The sequence below is a fragment of the Deinococcus radiopugnans ATCC 19172 genome, from assembly GCF_006335125.1.
In the GTDB taxonomy this organism is placed as follows: domain Bacteria; phylum Deinococcota; class Deinococci; order Deinococcales; family Deinococcaceae; genus Deinococcus; species Deinococcus radiopugnans.
Genome location: NZ_VDMO01000011.1, coordinates 61,700 through 75,530, shown reverse-complemented (window position 1 = coordinate 75,530; position 13,831 = coordinate 61,700). Strand labels below are relative to the sequence as shown.

The 13,831-nt window shown below is 68.6% G+C and carries 14 protein-coding genes; 10 read left to right on the top strand and 4 right to left on the bottom strand.

Annotation, left to right across the window (positions count from 1 at the left end):
* The first annotated feature begins 25 nt into the window (after nucleotides 1–25).
* Nucleotides 26–1,528, top strand: coding sequence for an AMP-binding protein (locus FHR04_RS11560; RefSeq protein WP_139403475.1), 1,503 nt, complete (start codon nucleotides 26–28; stop codon nucleotides 1,526–1,528).
* Here FHR04_RS11560 and FHR04_RS11555 read toward each other — a convergent pair.
* On the bottom strand, nucleotides 1,525–2,193 hold the full coding sequence (locus FHR04_RS11555) for a lysophospholipid acyltransferase family protein (RefSeq protein ID WP_139403473.1): 669 nt from the start codon (nucleotides 2,191–2,193) through the stop codon (nucleotides 1,525–1,527). The genes FHR04_RS11560 and FHR04_RS11555 overlap by 4 nt on opposite strands.
* A gap of 70 nt (nucleotides 2,194–2,263) precedes the next feature.
* Between FHR04_RS11555 and FHR04_RS11550 the strand changes: the two genes are divergently transcribed.
* Nucleotides 2,264–2,905: an SDR family oxidoreductase gene (locus tag FHR04_RS11550; protein WP_139403471.1), complete on the top strand. Its 642-nt coding sequence runs from the start codon at nucleotides 2,264–2,266 to the stop codon at nucleotides 2,903–2,905.
* On the opposite strand, the gene FHR04_RS11545 is transcribed toward FHR04_RS11550, so the two are convergent.
* A complete protein-coding gene (locus tag FHR04_RS11545; RefSeq protein ID WP_139403469.1) occupies nucleotides 2,894–3,997 on the bottom strand; it encodes an alpha/beta hydrolase in 1,104 nt (367 codons plus the stop codon). The genes FHR04_RS11550 and FHR04_RS11545 overlap by 12 nt on opposite strands.
* A 334-nt stretch (nucleotides 3,998–4,331) precedes the next feature.
* Between FHR04_RS11545 and lon the strand changes: the two genes are divergently transcribed.
* Together lon and FHR04_RS11535 are read left to right on the top strand one after the other, a co-directional pair.
* The gene (lon, locus tag FHR04_RS11540) at nucleotides 4,332–6,782 is read left to right on the top strand and encodes an endopeptidase La (protein WP_039683361.1); all 2,451 of its coding nucleotides are present in this window, start codon (nucleotides 4,332–4,334) and stop codon (nucleotides 6,780–6,782) included.
* A 114-nt stretch (nucleotides 6,783–6,896) separates the two neighbouring features.
* Nucleotides 6,897–7,424: a YqgE/AlgH family protein gene (locus tag FHR04_RS11535; RefSeq protein WP_139403467.1), complete on the top strand. Its 528-nt coding sequence runs from the start codon at nucleotides 6,897–6,899 to the stop codon at nucleotides 7,422–7,424.
* A 114-nt stretch (nucleotides 7,425–7,538) separates the two neighbouring features.
* Here the strand turns inward: FHR04_RS11535 and murA are convergent, their stop codons facing one another.
* Nucleotides 7,539–8,816, bottom strand: coding sequence for a UDP-N-acetylglucosamine 1-carboxyvinyltransferase (murA, locus tag FHR04_RS11530; protein ID WP_039683356.1), 1,278 nt, complete (start codon nucleotides 8,814–8,816; stop codon nucleotides 7,539–7,541).
* 312 nt (nucleotides 8,817–9,128) lie between these two features.
* On the opposite strand from murA, the gene FHR04_RS11525 reads away from it, so the two are divergent.
* Nucleotides 9,129–9,362: a hypothetical protein gene (locus FHR04_RS11525; RefSeq protein ID WP_039683354.1), complete on the top strand. Its 234-nt coding sequence runs from the start codon at nucleotides 9,129–9,131 to the stop codon at nucleotides 9,360–9,362.
* 75 nt (nucleotides 9,363–9,437) lie between these two features.
* On the top strand, nucleotides 9,438–10,094 hold the full coding sequence (locus FHR04_RS11520) for a class I SAM-dependent methyltransferase (RefSeq protein ID WP_139403465.1): 657 nt from the start codon (nucleotides 9,438–9,440) through the stop codon (nucleotides 10,092–10,094).
* 19 nt (nucleotides 10,095–10,113) lie between these two features.
* Here FHR04_RS11520 and truA read toward each other — a convergent pair whose 3' ends face one another.
* Complete coding sequence (gene truA, locus FHR04_RS11515) at nucleotides 10,114–10,905, bottom strand: tRNA pseudouridine(38-40) synthase TruA (RefSeq protein ID WP_139403463.1); 792 nt, start codon at nucleotides 10,903–10,905, stop codon at nucleotides 10,114–10,116.
* A 77-nt stretch (nucleotides 10,906–10,982) separates the two neighbouring features.
* Between truA and FHR04_RS11510 the strand changes: the two genes are divergently transcribed.
* The 4 genes from FHR04_RS11510 to FHR04_RS11495 all read left to right on the top strand — a co-directional run bounded on the left by FHR04_RS11510 (nucleotide 10,983) and on the right by FHR04_RS11495 (nucleotide 13,829).
* Nucleotides 10,983–11,819: a M23 family metallopeptidase gene (locus tag FHR04_RS11510; protein WP_245616436.1), complete on the top strand. Its 837-nt coding sequence runs from the start codon at nucleotides 10,983–10,985 to the stop codon at nucleotides 11,817–11,819.
* Nucleotides 11,820–12,065, top strand: a complete 246-nt coding sequence (locus FHR04_RS11505) for an antibiotic biosynthesis monooxygenase family protein (RefSeq protein ID WP_039683346.1) — start codon at nucleotides 11,820–11,822, stop codon at nucleotides 12,063–12,065. It abuts the gene before it with no gap.
* A 103-nt stretch (nucleotides 12,066–12,168) separates the two neighbouring features.
* Nucleotides 12,169–12,513, top strand: a complete 345-nt coding sequence (locus FHR04_RS11500) for a PadR family transcriptional regulator (protein ID WP_245616435.1) — start codon at nucleotides 12,169–12,171, stop codon at nucleotides 12,511–12,513.
* Nucleotides 12,510–13,829: a hypothetical protein gene (locus tag FHR04_RS11495; protein WP_139403461.1), complete on the top strand. Its 1,320-nt coding sequence runs from the start codon at nucleotides 12,510–12,512 to the stop codon at nucleotides 13,827–13,829. Before FHR04_RS11500 ends, FHR04_RS11495 begins: the two co-directional genes overlap by 4 nt.
* Nucleotides 13,830–13,831 lie beyond the last annotated feature (2 nt).

The window sequence follows — 13,831 nt, the reverse complement described above, 5'->3', positions numbered from 1 at the left end:
AACGCCCCTGACGCCCCTTGAACCCATGTTGCGCGCCTTCACCGTGTACCCGGCGCGGACGGCCACCGTGCATGGCGAGGACGTGCAGAGTTACGCGGAACTGGCAGACGCGACGGCCCGGCTGGTCACGCTCCTGAAGGAGAGCGGCCTGACGCCCGGCACCCACGCCGTGCTGGTCTCGCCCAACACTCCAGACGCGCTGCTGGCCTTTCACGCCGTGCCGCTGGCCGGGGGCGTGATCGTGCCGCTGAATCCGGCCTTCAGCGACGAGGCGCTGAACTTCCTGGCCGGTCACGCCGATCCGGTGGTGGCCCTGGTGGACAGCACCTGCCTGGGGCGGGTGGGCGGGCGGCTGAGGAAACTCGCCGTCCCGATCATCGAAATTGGCAAAGCCTCCGATCTGGACGCGAGGCTGAGTGTCGTTTCTCCCTCTGCGCTGGAACTCCCCGCCGCGCTGGACGAAGACTCCCCCATCAGCGTCAATTACACCTCCGGCACCACCAGCGATCCCAAGGGTGTGATGGTCACGCACCGCAACGCGTACATCAACCTCTCAAATCTGCTGTATCACCTGAACCTGCGGCCCGGCAGCGTGTACCTGCACGCGCTGCCGCTGGCGCACGGCAACGGCTGGGGCAGCGCGTGGGCAGTGACGGCGGCGGGCGGCGCGCATGTGATGCCCGGGGGCGACGAACCGCGCGAGCTTCGGCAGGCACTGCTCACACGCGGAATCACGCACCTGTTCGCCTCGCCCACGATCCTGACGCCGCTGGCCGACGCTGCTGCGCCTCTGACCCTGCCGCGCCCGGTCAAGTTGCTGGTGGCCGGAACGCGCCCGCCCCCCAGGCTGCTGGGACAGTTGCAGGCGCAGGGCTTCGAGGTGCTGCACGGCTACGGCCTGACCGAGACGAACGCGGTGATGACCGTCAATGAAACGGCGGGTGCCGACGCTCTCCCCTCGCCGCAGGGCCACCCGATGATGTTCGGCGGTCAGGTGCGGGTGGTGTCCGAGGACGGCCAGCCGGTGCCGCCCGACGGGTTCACCCCCGGCGAGATCGTGATCCGGGGCAATCAGGTCATGAAGGGCTACTACAAGAACCGCGCGGCCACCCGGCGGGCGCTGGAGGGCGGCTGGCTGCATACGGGTGATCTGGCCGTGGTTCATCCGGGCGGCCAGGTGGACATTCTCGACCGGGCAGGCGATCTGCTGAATATCGGCGGCCAGAGCGTGTCCAGCGCCCAGATCGAGGCCGTGCTGTACCGCCACCCCAGCGTGCGCGAGGCGGTGGTGGTGGCCGGCCATGACCGGGCCGATGGGGTCTGCGCCGTCGCCTTCGTCACCCTGCACGCTGGGGCGGGCGTGCGCGGCGACGAACTGCTGAGCTTCTGCGCCCCCCATCTGCCCGACTACGCCCTGCCCCGCCGGGTTCAGCTGGTGTCCGCGCTGCCCAAGACCGCCAGCGGCAAGGTGCTCAAGCATGTGCTGCGGACGCAGGCCCGCCAGGAGTCGGGGGCGGCGGCCCGCTAGAGCCGCTCGCCCACCGGCTGCGCCAGCTCCCGCAACCGCTCGCCCAGCTCTGCCGTTACGCCCTTGATGCCGCCCTGCGCCTCAATGGGCGGGCCGAAGCGCACGATCCAGCGCCGGCCCTCGCTGCTGATGCCGGCGGGCAGGATCGGGGCGCGGGCCTTGGCCGCAATCAGGGCCACGCCGCCCTGCAGGGCCGGGCCGCCGCGCGTGCCCTGCGGAAAGATGCCCACCGTGCCGCCCTTCTTCAGAATCCGGACCGCCATGCGGACGGCCCCCAGATCGTTGCCGGAACGGTCCACCGGAAAGCTGCCGCCCGTGCTGATGATCCAGCCAATCACCGGCAAGAACAGCTCCTTTTTCGCCATGAACTGCACGAAGCGTCCGGGCGGCAGCGCGCGGGCCACCATGAACGGATCGAGACCGGAGCGGTGGTTGGCCGCGATCACCAGTGGGGTGCCGGGCGGCGGCACATGCTCGCGCCCGTGAACCTCCAGGTGGGCGCCGCTGAGCAGCACCGGCAGGTAGGTCACGGCCAGAACGGCGCGGTAGACCCGCGAATCCACCTGGGGCGGCGCCGGCTCTGGTGGGGCGGGCCGGGCGGCGGGCGGCGTGTGGTCACGGAGCGGGACGGAGCCGGAGGGCTCGGGGCGGGCGGCTTCGCTCATGAGGGCAGGATACGCCCAGGCTAAGCGGGGGGACCCTTTACTTTTGCCGCCCTCGCTTTAGCCTTGGGTCATGAAGATTGCAGTGATCGGTGCGGCGGGCGGTGTGGGCCGCCGGGTGGTGGCGCAGGCCGCCAGGGCGGAACATCAGGTGGCGGCCCTGGTGCGCCGTGATGAACAGGCCGACATGATGTCCCTGTACGGCGCAAAACCCGTCATGGGCGACCTGGCAGGCGACTGGCAGAGCGTGCTGGACGGCGCCGACGCCGTGGTCTGGGCCGCGGGGGCCGGGGCCAGCGGCGATTATGCGGCCATCGACGGCGAGGCTCTCAAACGCGTGGCCGACACGCTGGTGGAGCGCGGCCCGAAACGCCTGATCGTGGTCAGCAGCATGGGGGTGGACCGCCCGGAGCAGATGCCGCCCTTCTTGCAGCAGGTCCTGAAGGTCAAGGCCGACTCCGACAGCTACGTCCAGGGCCGCGCGCTGGACTGGACCATCGTGCGTCCCGGCGGCCTGACCGACGAACCGGGGAGCGGCAAGGTCACGCTGGGCACCCACGCCCCCGGCGGCAGCATCTCGCGCGACGACGTGGCAGCCCTGGTGCTGGCCTGCCTGAATGACCCGTCCACCGTGGGCCAGACCTTCGAGGCAGTGGCGGGCGATCAGGGGCTGACGGACGCCCTGGGGGGCCTGCCGGACCCGTCAACCCGGTGACAGGGCGGTGAAGGGAGGCAGGCCATTCAGCCACCAGCGCAGGAAGGCCGGGAACCGCGCCGCCCAGGCCACCTCGTCATGCCAGTGGTGGGCGCCGATGGTGACGTGGACCTCGCGCACATTCGGGCGTAGTCGCCCGGCCAGCTCGTGGGTCAGCCGCACCATTTCCGCCGCGCCCTGAAGAGAACCGGCCTCGTGATCGCCCATGTCCAGCCAGACGCGAGTCTCCAGGGCCGCACGGGTCTCCATCCAGCGCAGCAGCTCGAAATCGGCGGGAAAGAGGGCCGGGCTGAACACCCCCAGCGTGCCGAACTCTGCGGGCGCGCGCAGGCCGCCGTACAGGCTCACGAGGCCGCCGAACGACGAGCCGGCCAGGGCGGTGTGCGCCGCATCTACAGGGCCGAAACGCCCGGCCAGCGCGGGCTTCAGCGTGCCCACGATCCAGTCGAGGTACTCGTCCGCCCCTGGATTGAAGTCGTTCAGTTCGAATGGGAACGGCACGTACCGTCGGCTGCGCTCGTCGTTCACGCTCAGGGCGGCGATCACGCAGGGCCGGCCCGCGTCGGCCAGGGCCTGGGCTGCCCCGGCGGCGTCCCAGCTTTGCCCGGCGAAGGTGGACGCCTCGTCGAAGACGTTCTGACCGTCGTGCAGGATCAGCAGCGGCAGGGGCGGCTTGAAGGACTGGGGCCACCACAGCCGCACCGTTTGTTCTCCCCAGGGGGCCGTCAGCGTCATCTCGTCGCGCGGCGCCGCCGACGCCGAGGGCCGCCCGCGCCCCTGCCGGGCATCCTGCCAGCCGGCCAGGGGCAGCGACACCTCCATGTCGCCGCTCACCACCACCTTGTGGGCCGGGGCGCGGCCTCCCCAGGCGTCGCCCTCCTCGGTCGTCTGTCCATCCTGCCGCAGCCGGACCTTGACCCCCATCAGCGTGCCTGTGGGCACCTCGGCCTCCAGCGCGGCGCCGCCCCCTGAACGCTCGAAAGTCCAGCCGGCCGGATCATCGTCCCAGTTCCGGTGGTCTCCGGTCAGGAACAGCCGGCCTGGCGGCGTCGTGGGCGGCAGTTCGGGAATCACGAAGCGGACGCGGGCCATGCCCCAGCTTAATGGCTGAACGGAGAGCGATGCGACGGACGCGGTTAGGCAGGCCCGGCTAAAATGGACGGCAGCCCCACCCTCTTGCCGACGCCCACCCCCGCCCGCGTTAAGCCGCCATCAGCTGGCGTGAGGGCGCCGTCAGTGTTCCGGGAGTACGCTCCGGGGAGGGGAAACCTTCAGGACCGTATCTCCTCCTCAGCTTCGAAAAGCACTTGCCTTGACTTCTTAAACTTGATATACTTGCACTCAAGTTTCCTGGCAGCAGTATCACCACCAACGCCACCGGAAACCTCCTCTTTCCACTGACCTGCAAGGGCCAAAGGAGCTCCGCATGCCCACTGAAAATCTGAACCTTCCCAAAATTGTCCCCGTCTGCCCGGTTCGCGGCAGCGTGATCTACCCGACGATGGTGCAGCACATCGACGCCAGCCGTTCCATCTCCATCAATGCCATCGAGGCCGCCATGAACGCCGAGAAGGTCATCCTGATCGTGTCCCAGAAGGACAAGGACGTGGACGACCCCAAGGGTGCGGACCTGTACGATGTGGGCACGGCCTGCAACGTGCTGCGCGTGCGCAAGAATCCCGACGGCACCGTGCAGATGCTGGTCAGCGCCGTGGCGCGCGTCAAGGTGGGCAAGTACACCGAGGGCGACCACCTGCGCGCCAGCATCACCGAACTGCCCGTGCCGGCCGACGATCAGGTGGAGTTGCAGGCGCTGAGCCGTGAACTGCGCGAGCGCTTCGAGGTCATTGCCGGAGGCGGCAAGATCAGCAGCGAGAGCGTGCAGACCATCAACGGCAAGGACGACGTGGGCGAGATGGCCGACCACATCGCCTTCAACCTGGATTTCCGGCTGGAAGACAAGCAGCGCCTGCTGGAAGCCGTGCGCCTCACCGACCGCATCCGCACCCTGCTGACGCTGCTGGACACCGAACAGGAAGTCCAGGCGGTGCAGGCCAAGATTCGCGCCCAGGTCAAGGACGAGATCGACAAGAACCAGCGCGAGTACTACCTGCGCGAGCAGATGAAGGTCATCCAGAAGGAACTGCAGGGCGGTGAGGACGGCGAGGAAGGCGACGAGGCCGAGGTGTTCCGCGCCAAGATCGACGCGCTGGAGCTGAAGCCCGACGTCAAGAAGGAAATCGACCGCGAGGTCAACCGTCTGGCCCGCATGCACCCCGACGCCGCCGAGGCCAGCGTGATCCGCACCTACCTGACCTGGGTCACCGAGCTGCCATGGAACACCCGCAGCGAGGACCGCCTGGACGTCGAGGAAGCCGCGCAGGTGCTGGACGAGGATCACTACGGTCTGGAAAAGGTCAAGGACCGCGTGCTGGAATTCCTGGCCGTGCGCCGGTTGCGCAAGGAACGCGCCGAACGCGGCGAGTTGAGCGCCGAGGACGTCAATAAGGGGCCGATTCTGGTGTTCACCGGCCCTCCCGGCGTGGGCAAGACCAGCATCGCGCAGAGCATCGCCAAGGCGCTGGGCCGCCAGTACGTGCGCATCGCCCTGGGCGGCGCCCGTGACGAGTCCGACATTCGCGGCCACCGCCGCACCTACATCGGCGCGATGCCGGGCCGCCTGATTCAGGGCATCCGCACCGCCGGGACCAAGAACCCGGTGATCCTGCTGGACGAGGTGGACAAGCTGGGCAGCAGCTACCAGGGCGACCCCAGTTCGGCGCTGCTGGAAGTGCTGGACCCCGCGCAGAACCAGAACTTCACCGACCACTACCTGGGCGTGGCCTTCGACCTGTCGGAAGTGATGTTCATCGCCACGGCCAACTACCCCGAGCAGATTCCCGCCGCGCTGATGGACCGCATGGAAGTGATCGACTTCTCCAGCTACATCGAGCAGGAGAAGCTGGAGATCGCCAAGCGTTACCTGATGCCGCGTCAGCTGACCCAGAACGGCCTGAAGCCCAACCAGATCTCGTTCACCGACGCCGCGCTGGAAAAGCTGATCAGCCACTACACCCGTGAAGCCGGGGTCCGCAACCTGGAGCGCGAGATTGGCACGGTGGCCCGCAAGGTGGCCCGCCGCATCGCCACCGGCGAGGTCAAGCGCGTCAAGGTGACCGACAAGGAGCTGGAGCGCTACCTGGGCCAGCCGCGCCACACCCCCGAAACCGAGAACCGCGAGGACATGGTGGGTGTCTCCACCGGGATGTTCTACACCCCCGTGGGCGGCGACATCCTGTTCGTGGAAACCTCGATCATGCCCGGCAAGGGCCTGGTGCTGACCGGGCAGCTCGGCGACGTGATGAAGGAGTCGGCCCGCGCCGCCCTGACCTACATCAAGAGCAACGCCGAACGCTTCCACATCGACCGCGCCCGCATCGAGGACAGTGAAATCCACGTCCACGTGCCGGCCGGGGCGATTCCCAAGGAAGGCCCCAGCGCGGGCGGCGCGATGGTCACCAGCCTGATCAGCGCCCTGACCGGCATCCCCGCCCGCCACGACGTCGCCATGACCGGCGAGATGACCCTGACCGGGCGCTACCTGCCCATCGGCGGCCTGAAGGAAAAGGTGTTGGGCGCGCGCCGCGCGGGTATCAAGCACATCATCATGCCCAAGGCCAACGAGCCGGACCTGCGCGACATTCCGGTCCATCTGCGCTCCTCGATGCGCTTCCACCCCGCCGAAACGGTGGATCAGGTGCTGGATGTGGCCCTGGTGGGCGGCCTGAAGGCCCTGGAAACCCCGCGTGAGGGCGTGACGCCTCCCCCGGCCAGCAAACGCCGCGCGGCGCGGCGCGGTGCGGGCGCCAGCGCCTGACCCCCCTCTCCGTCCATATCGACCCCTGCCCCGGCGGGGGTCTTTTCATGGCACGGCGCCGGGTGTCACGCAGGGCGGTATGCCGGGATCGCCCGCCCGCTATCCTGTCCAGCAATGAGTGGGCCACTGACTTTCCTGGTCGCCAGTCCTCACCTGCACGGCGAGGTCTTCGGCGGCACCGTCATTCTGCTGTTGGAACACGACGCGGGGGGCGCGATGGGCCTGATCGTGAACGCACCGACCCCCCAGCCGGTCTCGGAGCTGATGGCCGAGGCCGAGGGGCAGGACGCGCCCGCGTGGCTGGGCGGCCCGGTGGACCCCACGCTGGGCTGGTGCCTGTATCCGGACGCGCTGGAACTGGACGATGAGATCCGGCTGGTCCCCGGTCTGAACGTGTCCAGCAGCCTGGAAGTCTTGCACGCCGTGATGGAAAGCGGGCAGCCGTACATGCTGGTGCTGGGCTACGCCGGCTGGAGTGCCGGACAACTGACCGAGGAGTCGCGGGTGGGCGCGTGGATCTGGGTGGAACAGGACACGCCGGAGTTGCTGTGGGAGGTTCCGGCGGCAGAGCGCTGGAGCGAGGCCCTGCGCCGTCTGGGCGTCATTCCCAGCACCATCATGCCGGGTGGAGCGCAGGCCTGAAGCGCAGTGGGCGTGACGCTCCGCGTGCTGGCGGCACGCCCTGACCGAACAGCCGTGGCCATGACAAGCGCGCCCGCCTTCGACGGAGAGGCGGGCGCGCTTTTGGGTGGAAGTTCAGTCCATCGCCAGAGCCAGATCGTGCTGCAACACGTTGGCCCCGATGCCGCGCAGGCGCTCGGCCAGACGCTCGTAACCGCGGTTCAGGTACTGCACGCCGTCGATCACCGTTTCGCCCTCAGTGGTCAGGCCCGCGATGAACAGGGCGGCCCCGGCGCGCAGGTCGGCGGCCTTGACCGGCGCCGCGTGCAGCTTCGCCCCCTGGATCACCTGGGTATACCCGCTGACCGTGATATTCGCGCCCATGCGGTGCAGTTCCGCCACGTGGGTCAGACGGTCCGGATACACCGGGTCCTGCACGACGCTGGTGCCGGGCACGGTGGCCAGCAGGGCGCTCATCTGCGGCTGGAGGTCCGTGGGGAACCCCGGGTAGCTTTGGGTGGTCACGTTGACCGGCTTCAGGTCCGCCACGGTGGCGTCCACGATCAGGGTATTGCCGTCTTCGGTGATCTGCACGCCCATCTCCTGCAACTTGGCCGTCACGGCGCGCAGATGGTCGGGACGCACGTTCCTGACCCGCAGCCGGCAGCGGTTGGCGGCGGCCAGCATCATGAATGTTCCGGCCTCGATGCGGTCCGGAATCACCGTGTACGACCCGCCGCGCAGCTCAGGCACGCCGCGCACGGTGATGCTGTTGGTCCCGGCGCCGCTGATGTCCGCCCCCAGCGAGTTCAGGAACTCCACCATGTCCACCACGTCGGTGTCGATGCTGGCGTTGTCCAGCACCACCACGCCGTCGCCCAGCACGGCGGCCAGGATCGCGTTGTGGGTGCCGCCCACGGTCAGCAGCTCGAAGACGAAGTGCCCGTTCAGGCTGCCCTCGCGCCGGGCGTCGAAGTTGCCGCCGTCCTCGGTCAGGGTCACGCCCAGGGCACGGAAGGCCTTGACGTGCTGATCCACCGGACGCGGCCCCCAGGCACAGCCGCCCGGCATGCTGACGGTGGCCTGTCCGGCGCGGGCCAGGATCGCGCCCATCACGATGAAGCTGGCGCGCATCTTGCTGACCAGCGCGTAGGGCGCGTCGGTGTTCAGGATTTCGGGCGTGTGCAGTTCCAGGCTGTTGTCGCCCACCCACTTGTGCTGCGTCCCCAGGTGCGCCATCAGGTCCAGAATGGTGTACACGTCGCTCAGGCGCGGAATGCCGTGCAAGGTCACCGGCTCACGGCTCAGCAGCGTGGCGACGATCACCGGCAGAGCCGCATTCTTGCTGTGTTGAACGGTAATCTCGCCGCCGAGCGCGCGGCCACCCTTGATGTGCAGTGGGGTTAATTGCATGGGAGTCAATCCTCTTGAAAGCGGGTGGGAACAGACAGGGAGCAGCAGAGCAACAGGGAAATAAACCAACACAGTCTAGACGCAGGACCAAAAATTCACCAAACTGGCGTCCGCAGGTGCATGTTACACATCTTGCTCACTGTACGTCTACTCTCCAATGATCGGCTGCAGTTGAATGTCGTCCTGCTGTTCATCCGGTGAGCAACATGTTGAGGGGAGTGTCGGTGCATGCTACGCTCGTCCCACGGTCCGCCGCAGTTCTGTTTGAAACACGGCCACGGTCATCCCCGCGCGGCCCGCACCAGGAGAGGCATGCCCAAGAAGGAACGCAAACGCTTGCAGGTGGTCATCAGCGACGAGCAGGACGCCCTGCTGACGCGCACCGCCTACGAGCTGTCCAGTCCCGAACGCCTGATCAGCAAAAGTGAAGTCGTGCGGCTGGCCATCGAGAAGATCGCCCGCGAACTCGGCGAGGGACCACAGGTCGGCCAGCTTGAACAGTACCGCGCCATCCTTGAAACGGACGGGAACACCGACGAGGAGTAGCCGGGCTGCGATTCGAAGCACCAGCGTGGAGGGGGTCCTCTGCGCTTTTTTTGTGCCGTTCGAGAAGGAGACCGCGTGACCCATCCGCCGCATTCGCGCGAGTGGTATGCCCGGCTGGCCCGAGAGCTGGGCGGCTACTGCCACCCCTGGACCCGCGTGCTGGACGGCCCGGACCCCGAGCTGACCTTCGACGCGCTGCTGCTGGAGCACCTGCGCCCGGACACCCGCGTGCTGGAGGCCGGCTGCGGCCACGGTCCCGACGCGGCGCGTTTCGGCCCCGCGTGTGGGCGCTGGGTGGCCTACGACTGGGTGCCGGAACTGCTGGCCCAAGCGCGCGTCAACGCACCGCAAGCCGAATTCCACCTGTGGGACGGCAGGGGCCAGGTGCCGCCAGAACTGCGCGGTCCCTTCGATCTGATCGTGTCGCGCCGGGGACCGACTTCGGTGATTCGTCACCTGCCGGCCATCGCCGCGCCGGACGCCCGGTTCCTGTACGTGGGGCCACGGCTGGACGTGCCGCAGGTGCCGGAGCGGCTGTCGGCGGTGGGCTGGGCCATTCTGGGCGAGTGGCGTGCGTCGGTGCGGGCCTGGGCGCCAACGTGGGCCGACTGGCAGACCCGCGGCGACTTCATGGGCGAACCCGCCACCCGCGAGGACTGGACGGCGCACGCTGGCCCTCGGGGCAGGCCGTACCGCGAGGAGCGCTACGTGGTGCTGGCCGGGCGCGGCTGAGTCTGGGGCGTCGCTGGCCTCAGCCTCTCTCCTCCTTGCCGTAACTCGCGCCGCTGAAATATAGGCCGTGGGCCGGGACGTTCGCGCCCGCCTGCGCCCGCTGACGGGAGGCCAGGATGTCGGTCACCGCGCCGGGTTCCAGCTTGCCCGCGCCGACCAGCAGCAGCGTGCCCACCAGGCCACGCACCATGTGGCGCAGAAAGCTCTCGCCCGCGACGTGGATCTCCCACACCGGCTGACCGGGCACGACGCTCAGGCCACGCAACTCCCGCACGGTCTGGCGGTCCTCCTGCGTGGCGAAGGCGGCGAAGTCGTGGGTGCCGGTCAACTGGGCGGCGGCGGCGTTCATCGCGGCGGCGTCCAGTTCACCCGGCACGTGCAGGGCGCGGCCCGCCCACAATGGGTGGCGCTGCGGCGTCCGCAGCAGGCGATAGACGTAGCGCCGCTCGCTGCACGAAAAGCGGGCGTGAAAACCGGGGGGAGCGGTCCCCACGTCCAGCACGGCCAGCGTCGGCGGCAGGTGGGCATTCAGGGCCCGCGCCAGCCGGGGCAGGGGCAACCCGAAGCGAGCCGGGACGTCCACATGCACCGGCATGGCCTCGGCGTGCACCCCGGCGTCGGTGCGCCCGGCGGCGACGGGCCGGAACACGTCCGGGGTCAGGCGCAAGAAGGCCCCCTGCAAGGTGTCCTGAACGCTGGGCGCACTGGGCTGGGACTGCCAGCCGGCATAGGCCGCCCCGTCCCAGGCCACGGTCAGCCGCAACCGGGCAAAGCCTTCCGGAGGCGCGTAGCGGGGGCGCGGCTGGGTCATGCCACGCAGGGTAACGCCGGGGAACCCCCGCTGGGGAGTCTCACGGAACTCCCGCCCCAGCAGGTATGCTCGGGGGCGTGAAGAACGTCCTCTGCGCTGCCCTTTGCGGCCTGATGCTCACCGGCTGGGCGGGGGCCGCCACCTCCTACCGGGTTAAACCCGGCGACACCCTGAGCCAGATCGCGGTTCGCGCGGGCCTGAGCGTGAAGCAGGTGCAGGCGGCCAACCCCCGGCTGGGCGGCAAGACCACGGTGCAGGCGGGGTGGGTGCTGACCCTTCCCGCCAGCCCCGGCGCGGCCACCCAGTACCGGGTGCGCTCCGGCGACAACCTGAGCGTGATCGCCAAACGCTACGGCATCTCGCTGGCGCAACTGCTCAGGGCCAATCCCGGGTACGTGGGCGGCAAACCCATTCAGGTGGGCGCAGTGGTCAGGATTCCGGCGCGGGTCGTGTCGGCCAGTTCCGCGCGGCCCACTTCTCGCACCCCCGCCGCCACCGTGCGCCGGGCCAGCACCTCGGGCCGCGCCGGCGGGTGGCTGTGGCCGCTGGGCGGGTACCAGACCATCAGCAGCGGGTACGGCGGGCGCACGCTGGAAGGCTCGGGGGAGATGCACTACGGCGTGGACATCGTGGCCCCGCTGGGCACGCTGGTGCGGGCGGCCCGCAGCGGACGGGTGCTGGAATCGCGGCCCGACTTCCAGCGCGGCTGGGGCTGGACCGTGGTCCTTGAGCACCCGGACGGCTGGATCACCCGCTACGCCCACCTGAGCGCCAACCTGATCAAGAAGGGCGAGCTGGTCAGTCAGGGGCAGGCCATCGGGCGGGTGGGCAGCACGGGGCGCAGCACCGGCCCCCATCTGCATTTCGGCACGTACCTGCGCTGGAATCCGCGCGATCCGCTGAGCCTGTACTGAATGACCGACGAAGCAGCCCGGACCGTCCATTACGCCGAGGCACGTGGGGACGGGGCCGAAGCCCTGCTGCGCGGTTTTCTGAGTGGCCTGCCGGCCCGGCCCGGCTTCCTGGGCGCGGAACTGCTGGGCAGCCCAGGGCAGCCGGGCCTGTATCTGGTGGCGAGCCGCTGGGCCGCAGACGTGCCGGACCTGAACGTGCCGGACGGCGTGAAGGCGTGGAGTTTCGAGGTTCTGGCCGAAGCCTAACCTCGCTAGCCGATGCCCCTTGCTTTGCGATGTTCAGAGCGGTAAGCTGCATCCACATCGGAAAGCTATGCCGTCTTCCCTACCCGGTGTGCCAGGAGGTTCCATGTCCACCCCACAGATGGATGCCCAGCAACTCAAAGGCCACCTTGATCTGCTGCTGCTCGCGACGCTGGAGGACAGCCCACGCTACGGCGGCCAGATCATCGCCGACGTGCAGGCCGCCACCGACGGCTACTTTGCCCTGCGCGAGGGCACGCTGTACCCGGCGCTGCACCGGCTGGAAAAGGCTGGATGGATCGCGGGCGAGTTCCAGCACCTCCCCCGCGGCGGCAGCCCGGTCAAGGTCTATACCCTGACCCCCAGTGGAAAGACCGAACTGCGCGAGCAGCGTGAGAGGTACGAACGCTTTGCGGGTGCCGTGCGCGGCGTGATCGGGGGCGGCGCATGAGCGAGATCGACCGCTACCTGAGGCGGGCCACCCGTGGGGTGTGGGGCCAGAAGAAGCGCGACGCCCAGACCGAGTTGCGCGGCGCAATAGACGACAAGATCTACCGCGCCCGGCTGCTCGGACTGGATGAGGCGCAGGCCGAGGCCTCGGCGTTGCGCGACCTGGGCAGTCCAGCGGCCATTGCGCGGGGGCTGGGGGAAGTCCATACGGCGCCGCAGACCTTGCAGGTGCTGGCCTTTGTCGGTGTGGCCGGATTACTGGGATTTCAGGCGGCGGCGCAGGTGGCAACGGTGCGGGCTATTCCTGATCCCCAGCAGGCTCCGCTGTGCACGTTTGAAGCATTTTACCTGGCCTTCCACCCCAGCGCCACACCTGCAAGTGTGCAGAAACAACTGACCCAGCCGGGAGGACGCCAGGCACTGGAAGACGCCGTCCTGAGCCGGTTCCCCCTGAGCGAGGCCAGGGAAATTCGCCAGCGGCTCACCCAGCCCGGCGGACGTGAGGCCCTGACGGCAGATTGCCTCAAAGATTCGGGGACACCCGGCAGCCAACTGTTGCGCCTCTCCGATGTTTTCGCTGCGCTCAGGGCGGGCGGGGTTAAAGTCACGCCCGTGGCAGGGGCAGACGGCCTGACCCAGCTATCGTTTCCAGGCGAGCCGCCCCATCAGCTTCTCAGCCTGGAAGGCATCGTCAGGAAGGTTGACGGCGAGGACTATGTCGACAGCGGGTTCCTGCTCGACCGTCTGCGCAGCTCGGTGACTGTTCCCCTGCGGCTGAGTGGGCTGCGAAACCCAGTTCTGTCTATCGGCCCGGCGAAGTTGCAACTGGGAAGTTCAGAGGTGCCGCTTCTGGCCACCAATCTCTACCTCACGGTCCTGTTGGAGCAACTGGAGATGGAGGCGGCGCTGCCCCGGCGGAAGAGCCAGCCATCTATCGCGGTAGGCCTGGCCATGGAAGTCCTCCGGCGGTCAGACGAATCCAGCCGCTTGCGCCTCAACACGCCGGACGGCACCCTGTACGGCCTGCTGAGCAACGCCAACTACACGCGGCCCGCATGTAACTGTCCCGACGATGAACGCGAACGCCTGTACAGCCTGAGCGTCCGCGCCGTGCAGGGTGGCTTGTTGCCCGCGCCACTGACCTCTGGACAGGATGAGGCGCCTCCCGAAGTGGTCAGTTCCCTGTCCCAATTGCTCCAGGCGACAGAAAAAGGGCAACGCGCCCTGCTGGTCTACCGACTTGACGCGGCGGATTTGCACCATCTGACCTACACCCCGGTTCCTGCCGCCCAGATCCACATCGGCACCGCGCCCTGAAA

Bases quoted from the DNA above. Each gene is read 5' to 3' on its own strand.
- FHR04_RS11560 (WP_139403475.1), top strand. From the start codon at position 26: ATGTTGCGCGCCTTCACCGTGTACCCGGCGCGGACGGCCACCGTGCAT.
- FHR04_RS11555 (WP_139403473.1), bottom strand. From the start codon at position 2,193: ATGAGCGAAGCCGCCCGCCCCGAGCCCTCCGGCTCCGTCCCGCTCCGT.
- FHR04_RS11550 (WP_139403471.1), top strand. From the start codon at position 2,264: ATGAAGATTGCAGTGATCGGTGCGGCGGGCGGTGTGGGCCGCCGGGTG.
- FHR04_RS11545 (WP_139403469.1), bottom strand. From the start codon at position 3,997: ATGGCCCGCGTCCGCTTCGTGATTCCCGAACTGCCGCCCACGACGCCG.
- lon (WP_039683361.1), top strand. From the start codon at position 4,332: ATGCCCACTGAAAATCTGAACCTTCCCAAAATTGTCCCCGTCTGCCCG.
- FHR04_RS11535 (WP_139403467.1), top strand. From the start codon at position 6,897: ATGAGTGGGCCACTGACTTTCCTGGTCGCCAGTCCTCACCTGCACGGC.
- murA (WP_039683356.1), bottom strand. From the start codon at position 8,816: ATGCAATTAACCCCACTGCACATCAAGGGTGGCCGCGCGCTCGGCGGC.
- FHR04_RS11525 (WP_039683354.1), top strand. From the start codon at position 9,129: ATGCCCAAGAAGGAACGCAAACGCTTGCAGGTGGTCATCAGCGACGAG.
- truA (WP_139403463.1), bottom strand. From the start codon at position 10,905: ATGACCCAGCCGCGCCCCCGCTACGCGCCTCCGGAAGGCTTTGCCCGG.
- FHR04_RS11505 (WP_039683346.1), top strand. From the start codon at position 11,820: ATGACCGACGAAGCAGCCCGGACCGTCCATTACGCCGAGGCACGTGGG.
- FHR04_RS11500 (WP_245616435.1), top strand. From the start codon at position 12,169: ATGTCCACCCCACAGATGGATGCCCAGCAACTCAAAGGCCACCTTGAT.
- FHR04_RS11495 (WP_139403461.1), top strand. From the start codon at position 12,510: ATGAGCGAGATCGACCGCTACCTGAGGCGGGCCACCCGTGGGGTGTGG.